This is a genomic window from uncultured Marinobacter sp., assembly GCF_963974375.1.
GTDB lineage: Bacteria > Pseudomonadota > Gammaproteobacteria > Pseudomonadales > Oleiphilaceae > Marinobacter.
This window is the reverse complement of sequence record NZ_CAXBDN010000108.1, coordinates 1-13126: the sequence shown is the minus strand read 5'-3', so window position 1 is coordinate 13126 and position 13126 is coordinate 1. Positions and strand designations below refer to the sequence as shown.

Below are 13126 nucleotides of genomic sequence, written 5' to 3'. Positions count from 1 at the left end.
GCTGGCCTCCTCCTTTAATACTGCCGCGTGTCCCTTGCGCAGTGCGGGCGGCAGCGCCGTGAACAGACACTCCCCCAGCGGATGCTGATAATAGTTTGCCGCCCAGGTCAGCAGTTGAAGGGTTTCCTGCGGAATCAGTGGCCAGTCTTCCAACGCGCACTGAACGGGCTTCAGGGTAATGCCCTCGGGAGGGGTGACGCCGGTTTCGGTAACAATGCCGACCGCTGACTGCCTGCCAAACGGCACTCTTACCCGCTGCCCGGGCTGGAGGGGCGCTGCCGGGTCCGCGGGGCCTTTATAGTCGAATAACCGGCGTATCGGTCTGTTCAAGGCAATGCGGATGGTGGTCGACACGTTAGCTCCGGTCATACAACAAGGGGCGGACATTTCAGGCAAAGATTACAGCAAGGCGAGGTTCCGTGCAGCGGCCATCTGAATATGTCTAATTCTTGCGCAGCCGAAGGAATGGCAGTAAGATGCGCGGTCTGTTTCTGGCGGGGTGTACTTTGCTCCGTCGCTTCCATTGATTCAAGCATGCGGTGCCTGACACCCGGCAGATCGTTGATCTGTACCGGCTGATCGGGTGGCGGCATGACCGTAAGAGGTTCGCCATGAAAGAAGGTATTCATCCCAAGTACAACGAGATCACCGCAACCTGCAGCTGCGGTAACGTGATCAAGACCCGTTCAACTGTTGGCCACGACCTTCAGCTGGATGTGTGTTCACAGTGCCACCCTTTCTATACCGGCAAGCAGAAGGTTATGGACACAGGTGGTCGTATTGATCGCTTCCAGAAGCGTTTTGGCGGCCGTATTGCTTCCAAGAAAACTGACTGACTGTCTGCCCCTTCGGGCTGGCAGTGATTCCGGAAAAGGTGCGCTCCCTATGGGAAGTGCGCCTTTTTTGCATTACGGTATGCAGGCAATTTATTGGCAGGCTGAGCGGCGACCCTTGTCTGCTCATGGCCTTCACGCCATAATGGCGCGCTCATACCTGCAAGCGACAGGTAGAAAAGAGGTAGAGCTCTGGCAGGTCTCTGGTTTTTGGCCTTGCTGACGCAGCGTATCTCCTTCCTTTTATATAAACGTGACAAACGGAACAGTGGCAATGTCTCAAGATCTGAAAGAAGCAGCCCTTGAATATCACGCCAAGCCGCGGCCTGGTAAACTGAGTGTTGAAATCACCAAACCCACTCAGACCGCCCGTGATCTTTCCCTGGCATACAGCCCCGGGGTAGCCGAGCCGGTCCGCGAGATCGCCAGGGACCCCGAGAACGCTTACAAATATACTGGTAAAGGTAACCTTGTTGCGGTTATCTCAGACGGTACCGCCATTCTGGGGCTTGGTAACCTGGGCCCGCTGGCCAGCAAGCCGGTGATGGAAGGCAAGGGTGTTCTTTTTAAGCGCTTTGCCGGTATTGATGTTTTCGATATTGAGGTGACTTCAGAAAGCCCTCAGGCCTTTATCGAAACGGTTGAACGCATTGCCGACACCTTTGGCGGCATCAACCTTGAAGACATCAAGGCGCCCGAGTGCTTTGAGATCGAGCGCGCGCTGATTGAAAAGTGCAACGTCCCCATCTTCCACGATGATCAGCACGGTACCGCGATTGTAACGGCGGCCGGCATGATCAACGCTCTGGAGTTGCAGGGCAAGAAAATCGAAGAAGCCAAAGTGGTTTGCCTGGGTGCCGGTGCAGCAGCTATTGCCTGCATGAAGTTGCTGGTCAGCTGCGGTGTGCGTTCTGAAAACATCTACATGCTGGATCGTAAGGGCGTCATCCATTCCGGACGTGATGACCTGAACCAGTACAAGGCAATGTTTGCTAACGATACCGACAAGCGTACCCTTGATGATGCGATTGACGGCGCTGACGTGTTCCTCGGCCTTTCCGGTCCGGATCTGTTCACCGTTGATCAGCTCAACAAAATGGCACCGAATCCGATCATTTTTGCCTGCTCCAACCCGGACCCCGAAATCCGGCCAGAGCTGGCTCTGGCTGCCCGCAGTGACCTGATCATGGCAACTGGCCGTTCGGACTATCCGAACCAGGTTAACAACGTGCTTGGCTTCCCGTTCATTTTCCGCGGTGCCCTGGATGTTCGTGCAACCCAGATCAACGAAGAAATGAAGGTGGCAGCGGTTCATGCTATTCGCGAACTGGCCAAAGAGCCGGTTCCTGCCGAGATTTGTCAGGCCTATGGCGTGGATAGTCTGGAATTCGGTCGGGAATACATCATTCCGAAGCCGATGGATATCCGCCTGCTGGAAGTGGTACCTGCGGCTGTTGCTCGTGCAGCGGTTGATTCAGGTGTTGCCGGCAAGGGATACCCTGAGCATTACCCGCTCAAGTCCATGGATGACATTCGTTAAAACGAGTTTCTCCGGGCATAAAAAAACCGACGGCCATGGCCGTCGGTTTTTTTTGGCTTCGCTTCAGGGGTTCTGCCTTGTCGCGGAATCAGAACAGGTTCTGCGGTATTGACGGCTCTCCGTTGCTTCCGCCCCGCTGATTGTTGTTCCTGGCTTCCTGGGCCGGTGCGGTCTCTTCGGTAAAGATTTCAAACACCGCTCCGGACTGTCCCGGGCGGGCCCGTTTCCCGGTTTCCGGATCAATTCTTACGCTTACAATGCCGTTCGGTCGGGGCATTGAAGACTCAGGCTGGTCCTGAAGAGCCACCGCCATGAAATCAGACCAGATCGGAAGCGCTGCGGTTGCGCCAAACTCATTGCGACCCATTGGGGCTGGCTGGTCGAATCCGACCCAGGTGGTGGTGGCAATCTGATGATTGAAGCCTGCAAACCAGGCATCCCGCTGCTCGTTGGTGGTGCCTGTTTTGCCGGCCAGATCGCTGCGGTTGAGGCTGCGCGCGCGGGTCCCGGTGCCTCGGGTGATTACGTCTTTCAGCATCGAATGCAGAATATAGACCGAGCGCTCATCGGCCACCCGCCTGGCAATCCGGGCGGCAGGGAAGCCCAATGCGGGATCCACAACCCCGTCGGCACCGGGTTCATCACAGTTCCGGTCACATTTGATGACGGAGGCTGCCTCGAACAGGATTTCGCCCTGGCTGTCTTCCACTGACTGGATCAGATAAGGGTGTACGTCATAACCACCGTTTGCCAGCACTGCGAAACCACGTGCCATATCCATGGGCGTCAGTGACCCGCTGCCCAGTGCCAACGACAGATCCCGTTGCAGATTTTCGGTAGGCACGCCGATCTGGTCCAGGAAGCGGAATGTGGAACCAATGCCAAGGTCCTGAAGCAGGCGAATGGATACCAGGTTTCTTGACCGGTACAGGGCTTCCCTGAGCCGGGTGGGGCCCAGGAACTGGCCGCCGGAGTTCTGCGGACGCCAGGCGGCCTCCAGCTGGTCGTTATCGTAGACGATGGGGGAATCGTTATAGATGGTGGCAGCAGTCATGCCTTGCTCAAGTGCGGAAAGATAGATGAAAGGTTTGAAAATTGAGCCGGGTTGCCGCCTCGCCTGTACTGCGCGATTGTATTTGGTCTGGTTGAAGCTGTAACCGCCGGCGAGGGCCAGAATGCCGCCGGTGTGAGCATCCAGGGATACCAGCGCGCCCTGAATATCGGGAATCTGTGCAAGGATGACGCTCAGGGGCTGAATAAGCGGCACGGCGTTGTCTTCCCGGTTGTCGTCGGACACGGGTTCTTCGGTTTCCGGGGCAACGTCTTCGAGTCGGGAGGCACGACGCACATAGATAACGTCTCCCACTGACATTATGTCGGTAAGTTGTGACGGCTCAGGACCAAGGCTGTTCTCTGACCGGTACCGTCGAGCCCAGGCCGCACTTTCGAAGGTCATCAGGGCTTCACCAAGGTGTCTGGAAAAGACTCTGGCGATACCCTCCCCGTCGTCAATGTCAGTGACCAGGGCGGGATAGAGCGACTCGACTCTCGGGAAGGGCTCCAGCGCTGTGCTGAAATTTTCCGGTTCGGGAAGGTCTATGCTGGCGACCGGGCCGCGATACCCGTGGCGCCGATCATAGGCTTCGAGGCCCTTCTGCAAGGCGTCAGTGGCGGCGATCTGTTCCTTGCTGCTGACTGTCAGGAATACTTTCAGTCCATCGTTATAGGCGGCTTCGCCATAGCGCGCATACAGCTCTGCGCGGGCCATTTCTGCCACGTAGTCAGCGCTCACTTCGGTTCGCGCGGAGTTGAAGCGGGCGGTGAGGGGGGCGGTTGATGCCTCTTCAAAATCGCTCAGGCTGATAAAGTCCAGATCTCGCATCCGGCCGAGAATCCAGTTCCGGCGAATCAGCGCACGCTCCGGGTTTGCCAGCGGGTTGTAGGCTGACGGAGCTTTCGGCAGGCCTGCAATCATGGCCATTTGAGCCAGGGTCAGGTCCCTCAGAGGCTGGTCGTAGTAGACCTGTGCCGCGGCCGCCAGGCCATAGGCGCGGTTGCCCAGGTAGATCTTGTTGAGGTACAGCTCGAAAATCTGGTCTTTGTCCAGCTCGCGCTCGATCTGGAGTGACAGCAGTATTTCATTGAATTTCCGGGTAAACTCGTCAGGAAGTAGTTTTTGGCGACCTGCATGGTGATAGTGCTGCCACCGGACTGGATTTCACCGGTGGTCACCAGTTCGATGGTCGCCCGGGCGAGGCCCTTTATATCGACCCCGAAGTGTTCGTAGAAGCGGGCGTCTTCGGCAGCCAGGAATGCCTTGAGCTGCATATCCGGGACTTGTTCGATTGTGACAGGCGTCCTTCTCTTTTCACCGAATTCTGCTATTAATTTGCTGTCAGAAGTGTAGACCCTGAGGGGTGTTTGCAGGCGCATATCCATCAGTTGATGGACCGGCGGAAGGCCTGGGCGAAGGTATAAATAGAATCCTGAGGCGACAAGCATGGCAATGCTTGCCCCTAAAAGGACAAACCAGGCAAAGAAGCGTGATGCTGTAATCAGTCGGGGCATTTTTTTCTGACAACTGTTGGATATAGGTCTATGATTTGAGAAATTGCTTTAGGTCAGGGGTGCAACAATTAACCTCTGGCAGACTTCCCAAAACAAGTTCGTGGCATTGTAGACGTAATTAACGGGAAATTCTCTTACATAAAAAACATATAAAGGGAACTGCTGCGCAGGTTTGCCATATGTGTCTGCGTAATCTGACCGGTTGCTGGTCGAGGCCAGTCTTCGGTAGTCCAGGTAGTTGTCCAGGAATAGGGTGAGCGCGTGTTTGGATTGCTAGGTAAAAAGTCCAGTACCGTGCTGGGTGTGGACATTAGTTCAAGCTCAGTCAAGCTGCTGGAGCTGTCTAGGCAAGGCAGTCGCTTTAAAGTTGAGAGTCACGCTGTCGAACCGCTGCCGGCTAATGCGGTTGTCGAGAAAAACATCACCGACGCCGAGGCTGTTGGTGAGGCGATCAAGCGTGTTGTCAGTAAAGCCCGCACGGGCGTCAAGCTCGCCGCTGTTGCGGTTTCGGGCTCTGCTGTTATTACCAAGGTGATCCAGATGAATTCCGGTCTCAACGAGTTTGAGATGGAAGATCAGATCGCGCTTGAGGCTGATCAGTATATCCCCTATCCCCTCGATGAAGTGGCCATTGATTTTGAGGTTCAGGGCGCTTCCGAATCGAATCCCGATCAGGTCGATGTACTGCTGGCCGCCTGTCGCCGGGAAAACGTTGAGGTCCGCGAAAGTGCACTGGATATTGCGGGCCTCGATGCAAAAATCGTCGACGTCGAAGCCTACGCACTGGAACGGGCTTACTCATTGATCGAATCCCAGCTTGAAGGACACGGTGAGGAGCTGGTGGTGGCCATCGTTGATGTTGGCGCGACCATGACCACGCTGAGCGTTCTTGCGGGCGGCAAAACAGTTTATACCCGCGAGCAGATCTTTGGTGGCAAGCAGCTCACCGAGGAAATTCAGCGCCGATACGGGCTGTCGGTTGAAGAAGCCGGCCTGGCCAAAAAGCAGGGTGGCCTTCCGGACGATTACGAATCGGAAGTGCTTGAGCCCTTCCGCGAAGCAGTGGTACAGCAGGTTGCACGGGCACTGCAGTTTTTCTTCGGCGCCAGTCAGTACAACGCCGTTGATTATGTGATTCTTGCTGGCGGTACCGCGTCTATCCCGCGCCTGGCGGACATGGTTGAGGAAAAAACCGCAACCACGACGATTGTGGCGAATCCCTTCTCGGATATGGCAGTAGGGTCACGGGTGAATGCCTCTGCCCTCGCAAACGACGCCCCTTCCCTGATGATTGCCTGCGGGCTGGCGATGAGGAGCTTCGACTGATGGCAAATATTAACCTCAGGCCCTGGCGTGAAGAACTCCGCAAGGACAAGCAAAACCGCTTCATTGCCCTGCTGATCGGAGCCGCCATCGTGGCTGCCGGTTTGTCGTTTCTATGGAAGACCGATCTCGATAACCGGATTGCCTACCAGCAATCAAGAAATGCCTACATCCAGACCGCCTCCCGGCAACTTGACAGCCAGATCCAGGAAATAGAAAACCTGCGTCGTCAGCGTGCGGAGTTGCTCGCGCGCATGGAAGTCATTCAGGACCTGCAAGGCAAGCGTCCGGTTATCGTCCGGGTCTTTGATGAGCTGGTGAGAACCCTGCCAGACGGCCTGTTTTATTCGGATCTGCGCAAGACTGGTGAGCTGGTGACCGTAGTAGGTATGGCTGAGTCAAACAGCCGCATATCGACACTGATGCGCAATTTCGAGCGTTCGGACTGGTTTCAGAGCCCGAATCTGACCAACGTCTCGGCGGCTGACGACCGGCGGGCGGGTTACAGCCAGTTCAATCTGTCGGTCACCCAGACCACGCCGGAAGTCGAGGAGGGAGATGAGCAATGAGTTTTTCTGACTCTCTCAAGAAAATGAATGAGTTTGATATCAACGATCTTGATGTCAATAACGCAGGGATCTGGCCTGCGCCGGTCAAGGCGATTGTTGCTCTGGTTATTGCCGGCCTGATCATCGGCGGGGGTTACTGGTTCTTCGTAAAGGATCGCTATGCGCAGCTGGAACGGGTAGAACAGCAGGAATCAGAGCTGCGCCAGCAATACGAAAGCAAGGCCTATCAGGTTGCCAATCTCGAGGTGTTCAAGCAGCAGATGGTCGAGATGGAAGAAACTTTCGGCGCACTGGTTCGCCAACTGCCCAGTGATACCGAGGTTCCTGGCCTGCTGGAAGACATAACCAATACTGCGCTGGGAAGCGGGCTTGCCCTCCAGCAGATCGCCTTGCAGGCGGAGCAGCGGCGGGATTTCTATGTGGAGTTGCCGATAAATATCCAGGTCAGTGGCTCTTACCACGAGCTGGCCTCGTTTGTGAGCAGTGTTGCCGGTCTGCCGAGGATTGTGACTTTGCATGACTTCACCATTCAACCAAGAGGCGGTAATGCTGACCAGCTTGATATGCAGGTTGTGGCAAGAACTTACCGCTATCGGGCAGGAGAATGAGGATGGCTGGACAACATGCAGTTAAGCTCTGGCTCGGTATGATATGTGTGGCACTTTTGTCAGGCTGCTCTCAGGGCAATGGTTTTGCAGATCTGGATCAGTTTATGGCGGAAACCCGAGCCAAACCACGGGGCCACGTTGAACCGTTACCTGAATTCAGTGCCTATGAGGCCTTCAGTTACTCTGCGGCGGATCGCCGGGCACCGTTTGAACCACCGATTGATGTCCAGCTCACCATGCTGGATGAGTCGCCGGACAGCTCGGTAGAGCCGGACCTGGATCGGCCTCGTGAGGTGCTTGAGAATTACGGACTGACGGATCTTACGATGGTGGGCACGCTGACCGGTCTTGACGGTCGGGTGTTCGCGCTTATCGCTGATAGCGACGGTGGCGTGCACCGGGTTCGTCAGGGTAATTACATGGGGTCGAATTACGGAAGAATTGTTGGTGTATCGGAAACCCGTGTGGAGCTGATGGAAATCGTACCGAATGGCCAGGGTGGATGGGTAGAGCGTCCGCGATCCCTGTCACTGGATGAAGGCTAAGGAGTGGCAGGGCAATGACGACAGAAAAACACAAGTACGTAAAACAAGTTTTGGGGTCGAGGCTAGCAATGTTCAGAAAACTCACCGTATGGATCAGCGCGGCAGCTCTGGGCTTGGTAACAGGCCTGGCTAATGCTGTTACTCTTCAGGATGTGGAATTCACCTCGCTCTCGGGGGACCGCACCGAAGTTACATTGACTTTCGATGGTGCGCCGCCGGAACCGAGCGGCTATACCATCGAACGACCTGCCCGTATCGCCATTGATATACCGGGTGCAGAAAGTGCTCTGGAAGACCGGAATGTATCTCTGGGTGGTGGCAATACCCAGAGTATGACGGTGGTAGAGACCCGCGACCGGACCAGGCTGATTTTTAATCTGGTTGAGCTCACGCCCTATGAGAGCGAGAGAAGGGGTAACCAGCTGATTATTACCATCGGTAACGGGGCAAGTGAATCGTCTGCCGTTGCCGTTTCGCCGGAATCTTCTTCCGCTGGGGAGTCTGCATCAACAGGTGCTTCTCAGGCGCGCGCCACTGCATCTGCGGGACCGGCTATTACCGGTGTTGATTTCCGCAGGGGTGAGAATGGCGAGGGTCGGGTGATTGTTGATCTTTCCAGCAGCAGGATCCCGGTAGCACTGACCGAAACCGGTGGCCGGATCCGTCTGGTCATGGATGAGGCTTCGGTGCCCTCCGAGCTGCGGCGCCGTCTTGATGTGACTGATTTTGCAACGCCTGTGACCCGGGTCGATACCTTCACCGAGGGACGGGATGCGGTGGTCGAGATTCGTCCCCAGGGTGCCTATGACTATATCGCCTACCAGTCTGGCTCGCGGTTTACGGTCAGCATCGAGCAGCTGACTGAAGAGGAATCGGAGCGCCGTCGCGAGGAGCGTTTCCCCTACACTGGCGACAAACTCTCCCTGAACTTCCAGGATATCGAAGTACGTTCGGTGCTGCAGCTGATTGCCGACTTTACCGGGCTCAACCTGGTGGCAAGCGACACGGTCAGCGGTAGCATTACCTTGCGGCTCCAGAATGTACCCTGGGATCAGGCTCTTGATCTTATTCTGAAAACGAAGGGGCTGGATCAGCGCCAGATCGGTAACGTGCTTCTGGTTGCGCCTGCCGAAGAAATTGCGGCAAGAGAGCGCCTGGAGCTTGAGACGAACAAGCAAATTGCTGAGCTGGCGCCGGTCAGGTTGGAAATACTGCAGATCAACTACGCCAAGGCGTCCGATATCGTTCAGTTGATTCGTGAAGATCAGGAGCTGATATCCAGCCGCGGGTTTATTTCCTCGGATGTGAGAACCAACACCATCAGCGTACGGGAAACCAACCAGAAGATTGAAGAAATTCGCCGACTGATCAATACCTGGGACATTGCGGTCAGGCAGGTATCTATCGAAGCCAGAATCGTCCGTGCCCAGACCAACGTCGCGGAAAGCCTGGGTATTCGCTGGGGTGGCGCGGCCTATGATGTGAGTGGTGATAACGTGTTCTCTGTGGGTGGTGGGCTTGGAACCTTGCAGGAAACAAGAGATGCAGCCGGAGGTGGCAGCGGTGTAATTTCATTCCCGGGTGCGCTGGCCGTTGACCTTGGGGTTTCAGATGCGGGTGCTTCCAGTTTTGCGATCGGCTGGGGTAGCGATAACTTCCTGATAGACCTTGAGCTTTCCGCGCTGGAAAGTGATGGCAAGGCTGAGCTGGTTTCACAGCCCAGGGTAGTTACCGCCGACCGCCAGACCGCTACCATCAAGTCGGGTGAAGAGATTCCGTACCAGAAAGCCTCGTCCAGCGGTGCCACGTCGGTATCGTTCAAGGAAGCGTTACTGTCTCTGGAGGTGACACCCCAGATTACACCCGATAACAAGATTATTATGGATTTGAGGGTCAATCAGGACTCAAGAGGTGAAGTGACTGCGGGTATTCCCAGCATCAATACCAATGAGGTCACCACGCAGGTTCTCGTAGGTAATGGCGAAACGGTCGTCCTGGGAGGGATATTCCAGTCTGAGGTGGCAACGAATGTCACCAAGACGCCTGTTCTCGGTGACATTCCTTATCTGGGCGCACTCTTCAGAAGAACCACGCATCTTAATGAGCGTAGTGAGCTGCTGATATTCATCACGCCCAAGATACTCCAGGGCGACCTGATCAACTGACCATCTGAAAGCTTCAAAGCCGCCGCCTCACACCGGCGGCTTTTTTGTGTTTGTGATATTCTCTCCCGCCTGTAGATTCGGGAGCATGACTGATGCAGTTACCAAAAAGAATCGTCCTGGTGGGGCCCATGGGGGCTGGCAAAAGCACCATAGGACGACTGCTGTCCCGAGAGCTTGGCTTTCAGTTCCAGGACTCTGACAGGGTTATTGAAGAACGCTGCGGCGCAGATATTCCGTGGATCTTTGACGTAGAGGGCGAGGCTGGTTTTCGCCAGCGGGAGTCAGCCATTCTCCGGGAACTGGCGGATGACACTCGGGTCGTGCTGGCGACCGGCGGAGGCGCCGTCATGAGAGACGACAACCACGAATTTCTGAAAAAGGATGCGGTGGTGGTTTATCTCAAGGCTTCGCTGGAACAGCAGATCGAGCGAACCAGTAAAGACCGTAACCGCCCGTTACTGCAGAATGAGGATCCGGAGGCGGTGTTACGTCACCTGTTCGCCATTCGCGACCCTATTTATACCGGGCTGGCGGATATCATTATGCATACAGACCGGAAGAGCCCGCGTCTGGTAGTCCGACAGATCATCAACCGGCTGAATCCGCGAACGCCCCGGCAGCGCCGTAAAGTAAAAAAGGAGGATCGGAATCATGTCTAGTGTCGTTCAGGAGCTGATCGTCGAACTGGGTGAGCGCAGTTATCCGATCCGCATCGGTGACAGCCTGCTGGGGCGGAGCAATCTCAATGAGTGGGTGGCGGGCGATCGGGTCATGATCGTCACCAACACCACGGTCGCACCTTTGTATCTTGCCCAGACCAGGGCAAGCTTTCCGGGCAAGGTAACCGACACGGTGGTGTTACCGGATGGCGAGGCTTACAAGAACTGGGAGACGCTCAATCTGATTTTCGATGATCTGCTGCAGCATCAGCATTCCAGAAAGACCACGCTGGTGGCTCTCGGTGGTGGCGTGGTCGGCGATATGACGGGCTTCGCAGCCGCTTGCTACCAACGGGGTGTGGCGTTTATCCAGATTCCCACAACGTTGTTGTCGCAGGTGGATTCGTCGGTTGGCGGTAAGACCGGCATCAATCACCCGCTGGGGAAAAACATGATTGGTGCTTTCCACCAGCCGGCAGGGGTGCTGATTGATACGGATACCCTCCAGACGCTGCCGCCCAGAGAAGTTTCTGCGGGTCTGGCAGAAGTGATCAAGTATGGCCTGATACGCGATCCCGAATTTCTGGGGTGGCTGGAGGAGCATGTTGAAGAACTCGTCGGGCTGGATCCGGCAGCGCTGACCGAGGCGATCTATCGCTCCTGTCTCTGCAAGGCCGATGTCGTTGCGCAGGATGAGCGTGAAGGTGGTTTGAGGGCTATTCTAAATCTTGGGCACACCTTTGGTCATGCCATCGAAACCCACGCAGGTTATGGCAACTGGTTGCACGGTGAGGCCGTTGGTGCCGGCATGCTGATGGCAGTGGATCTTTCCGTGCGGCTAGGCTGGCTCTCGCTGCAAGATCAGGAGCGTGCCCGCTCACTGATTATCCGGGCAGGGCTTCCTGAGGCGCCGCCCCGGGATATGACGCCGGATCGTTTTATGTCGCTGATGGCGGTTGACAAGAAAAACGTGGACGGCGCACTGCGACTGGTGTTGCTGCAACGGATAGGTGGCGCAACGGTCACCTCCGAATTTGCCGGAGCTGCGCTGAACGAGACGCTGATGGCGTTCTGCCGGTAACCGTCACGCATGTAGTCAAGGAGTGGGATCAGGTCATGAGTGATGAACTCAGTACTCTTGAGGGCGGAGGTCTGTTCCCGAGACTTCAGCAACGCTTCGGGCTGCGCGAGGATCCGCTGGCCATGGAGTCGCCTTTTTTTCCGGATGCTCAGCGTCAGCACGCCCTGGAAACCCTGCGCCATTTGTGCGGTTTCGGGGACATGGTTCTGGTACTGACCGGAGGCCACGGCTTTGGTAAAACCCGGTTGCTGGGTGAGCTGGTTCGCAGTGAGTCGTCGCGACTGGAGTTTGTCTGGCTTCCCACGGCCGCACTTGCCAACCGGGAAACTCTCGTCAAAGCCCTGTACATGGCCCTGCAGAGGCCTGTACCGCAAGGCGAGGATCCCGGTGATCTGATAGTTCGCTACATGGAGCAGTCCTGTGATGCCACCCGAAAGGGTCGGCGCCAGGTCCTGTTACTTGACGACGCGGATCAGGCTGCGCCGGGCGTAATCAGCCTGCTGGTGAGTGCATTTCTGGCCAGTGATCCGGCTGCTGCCGCGATCCCGGTGCTCACTGGCCAGCCGGGGCTGGAGGATACGCTCTCCGGTGGCAAAGGCGCCCCGCTGGCCGAGTCGGTGCACCATATAGATCTCCCTGCCCTGGGCCGCGATGATATCGAGCAGTTTCTCAAGCCCCGGGTTGCCAAAGCCGGCGGAAATGTGGAAGAGCTCTTGTCTCGGCGTCGTATTGATTCCATATTTGTGTTGAGTCAGGGCAGTTTTGGTCGGCTGCGACGGACGGCACCGGCGGTTTGGCTTGATATGGCCTCGGTAAAGGGGCCTTCCCTTGCGGTTTCGGGGCTGGCTGGCTGGTTTCGTCATGCCCGCTGGGCAGTTCTTGCGCTGGCGTTGCTATCGGTATCTTGGTGGGTGGTGTCACGTCAGTACGACGATGCGGTCGAACGTGAAGCGTCGCCGCTGGCGGTCTCTGAGCCCATAACCCGGTCGGTGATTACCATAGGGCCCGAAACGGAATCTTACGTACCAGCAGGCTCCGGTGAAAGAATGATCCCTGAAGGCGACGAGATCGTATCTTCGGTGCCGCAAAACGGGGTTGAGGTGTCAGCTCCAGTGCTGACCGACTCCGAGGAAACCCCAATTGTTGAGCCTGCCGGGGAATTTTTGCGGGACACCGGCGAAGAAATCAGCAACGCTGGTCTGCCAGAGCCAGAGCCAGAGCCAGAGCCAGAGCCA

General features: G+C 56.4%; 11 protein-coding genes and 2 pseudogenes. 10 read left to right on the top strand and 3 right to left on the bottom strand.

The genetic code is table 11. The features are described from left to right. Positions 1–354: pseudogene (locus AAC035_RS10815) on the bottom strand (primosomal protein N'); the annotation flags it as partial. Positions 355–611: 257 nt separating this feature from the next. Between AAC035_RS10815 and rpmE the strand changes: the two are divergent. Together rpmE and AAC035_RS10805 are read left to right on the top strand one after the other, a co-directional pair. Next, positions 612–836 carry a 50S ribosomal protein L31 gene (rpmE, locus tag AAC035_RS10810; RefSeq protein WP_339803767.1) on the top strand — a complete coding sequence of 75 codons (225 nt, stop codon included), beginning with the start codon at positions 612–614 and terminating at the stop codon, positions 834–836. Between the two features lie 271 nt (positions 837–1107). Next, positions 1108–2373, top strand: a complete 1266-nt coding sequence (locus AAC035_RS10805; RefSeq protein ID WP_339803764.1) for a malic enzyme-like NAD(P)-binding protein — start codon at positions 1108–1110, stop codon at positions 2371–2373. An 88-nt stretch (positions 2374–2461) separates the two neighbouring features. Here AAC035_RS10805 and AAC035_RS10800 read toward each other — a convergent pair whose 3' ends face one another. Then, positions 2462–4141 (bottom strand): penicillin-binding transpeptidase domain-containing protein, encoded by a 1680-nt coding sequence (locus AAC035_RS10800; RefSeq protein WP_339803770.1) that lies wholly within the window; start codon positions 4139–4141, stop codon positions 2462–2464. A 171-nt stretch (positions 4142–4312) separates the two neighbouring features. Then, positions 4313–4806, bottom strand: a pseudogene (locus AAC035_RS10795) (transglycosylase domain-containing protein); the annotation flags it as partial. Positions 4807–5202: 396 nt separating this feature from the next. Here AAC035_RS10795 and AAC035_RS10790 point away from each other — a divergent pair. From AAC035_RS10790 to AAC035_RS10755, 8 genes are all read left to right on the top strand, one after another. Continuing rightward, positions 5203–6267 carry a pilus assembly protein PilM gene (locus AAC035_RS10790; protein ID WP_339803762.1) on the top strand — a complete coding sequence of 355 codons (1065 nt, stop codon included), beginning with the start codon at positions 5203–5205 and terminating at the stop codon, positions 6265–6267. Then, a complete protein-coding gene (locus AAC035_RS10785) occupies positions 6267–6833 on the top strand; it encodes a PilN domain-containing protein (RefSeq protein WP_339803759.1) in 567 nt (188 codons plus the stop codon). Before AAC035_RS10790 ends, AAC035_RS10785 begins: the two co-directional genes overlap by 1 nt. After that, complete coding sequence (gene pilO, locus AAC035_RS10780; RefSeq protein WP_339803756.1) at positions 6830–7441, top strand: type 4a pilus biogenesis protein PilO; 612 nt, start codon at positions 6830–6832, stop codon at positions 7439–7441. The genes AAC035_RS10785 and pilO overlap by 4 nt, the downstream gene beginning before the upstream one ends. Before the next feature lie 2 nt (positions 7442–7443). After that, positions 7444–7986 carry a pilus assembly protein PilP gene (locus AAC035_RS10775; protein ID WP_339803754.1) on the top strand — a complete coding sequence of 181 codons (543 nt, stop codon included), beginning with the start codon at positions 7444–7446 and terminating at the stop codon, positions 7984–7986. A 68-nt stretch (positions 7987–8054) separates the two neighbouring features. Then, positions 8055–10151 carry a type IV pilus secretin PilQ gene (locus tag AAC035_RS10770; RefSeq protein ID WP_339803752.1) on the top strand — a complete coding sequence of 699 codons (2097 nt, stop codon included), beginning with the start codon at positions 8055–8057 and terminating at the stop codon, positions 10149–10151. Between the two features lie 92 nt (positions 10152–10243). Next, positions 10244–10810 carry a shikimate kinase AroK gene (gene aroK / locus AAC035_RS10765; RefSeq protein ID WP_339803749.1) on the top strand — a complete coding sequence of 189 codons (567 nt, stop codon included), beginning with the start codon at positions 10244–10246 and terminating at the stop codon, positions 10808–10810. Further along, the gene (gene aroB / locus AAC035_RS10760) at positions 10803–11891 is read left to right on the top strand and encodes a 3-dehydroquinate synthase (RefSeq protein WP_339803746.1); all 1089 of its coding nucleotides are present in this window, start codon (positions 10803–10805) and stop codon (positions 11889–11891) included. Before aroK ends, aroB begins: the two co-directional genes overlap by 8 nt. A gap of 35 nt (positions 11892–11926) precedes the next feature. Then, positions 11927–13126: ATP-binding protein (locus tag AAC035_RS10755; protein ID WP_339803742.1), on the top strand; the 1200-nt coding region annotated here is incomplete at its 3' end.